Below are 1,286 nucleotides of genomic sequence, written 5' to 3' on the forward strand. Positions count from 1 at the left end.
ATGGGCTTCCTGAGTACAGTTTTTTCTCTGGCTCTGAGTCTACCTTTAGGGGTTATTGCTGCTCGCAATAGTAGTCCCCATGCAATTATCTTTCACATTAGCCGCAATTTACTTAGTTTGATGCGAGCTTTGCCAGAAATGGTTTGGGCATTGGTGTTTGTATCTGCCCTAGGTTTAGGTCCTTTGCCGGGCATCATGGCTCTTACTTTTGTTACCACTGGTTTTATGGCAAAGTTTTTTGCCGAAAGTTTGGAAGTTGTGGATGAAAAAGCTATTGAAGGAGTCAAGGCGACAGGTGCGGGATGGTTACAGTGGATTAATTTTGCCCTATTACCTCAAGCTTTTCCCGATCTGATTGGGACAACCCTCTATATTTTGGATAACAATGTGCGTTCGGCAACGGTGCTGGGATTAGTGGGTGCTGGGGGAATTGGTTATGAATTAATTATGTCAATTCGTTTGTTTAACTACAGTCGGCTCATTCTGCTTATTCTAGGGATTTATTTGGCAGTGACAATTTTAGACCGATTATCTAACCAGTTGCGATCGCGGGTAATTTAGTTATGAATCAATTACATCAACTTCCAAAATTGCCGCCTAGACCATTTAACTGGTTGCCCCTGAGCTTCAGTTTACTCTTACTCATAACTGTTTTAGCTATTGTTTATTTGCAACTATCACTGCCCGATTTACTCTGGGGTTTAGGGAATATTATCGAATACCTTAGTCGTTATACCACCCCCGATTTTAGTGAAGTTGGTCGCTATTTAGGACTAATGGGAGTAACAGTGGCGATCGCTTTGTGGGGAACGGTTTTATCTTTGACTATGAGTTTTATCCTTGCGCCTTTGGCAAGCAAAAATCTGTCTCCCCATCCCCTAATTTATCAAGCTACCAGAGAACTGCTTAACTTTCTGCGAACCATGCCCGATCTCGTTCTAGCTCTAATTTTTGTATCTGCGTTGGGTTTAGGTCCTTTACCTGGATTATTAGCGTTAGGGTTACATACAACAGGGTTTCTCGGTAAATTTTTTGCTGAAAGTATGGAACGAGTTGAGGCAGGGGTTTATGAGGGAGTTGCTGCCACAGGGGCTAGTTTACTGCAAATCGTCATGTACGCTGCTTGGCCGTCAATTATCCAAGAAGCCATTGGTTATACCCTTTACATCTTCGATCGCAATGTGCGAGTTGCGACAGTTTTAGGTTTAGTTGGTGCTGGGGGTATTGGCGTAGAACTCAGTGCTAAGTTGCGTCTGTTTGAATACAATCAATCGGCGAGTTTAATT

Annotated in this window: 2 protein-coding genes; both read left to right on the forward strand. The window is 42.8% G+C overall.

Annotation, left to right across the window (positions count from 1 at the left end; all coding sequences use genetic code 11):
• Positions 1 to 561: phosphonate ABC transporter, permease protein PhnE (phnE, locus tag AC2VE5_RS27825; protein ID WP_486890747.1), on the forward strand; the 561-nt coding region annotated here is incomplete at its 5' end.
• Between the two features lie 2 nt (positions 562 to 563).
• Positions 564 to 1,286 (forward strand): phosphonate ABC transporter, permease protein PhnE (gene phnE / locus AC2VE5_RS27830; protein ID WP_486890748.1); only part of this gene is annotated, 723 nt, incomplete at its 3' end.

The sequence above is a fragment of the Aliterella sp. E5.1 genome (assembly GCF_057473825.1).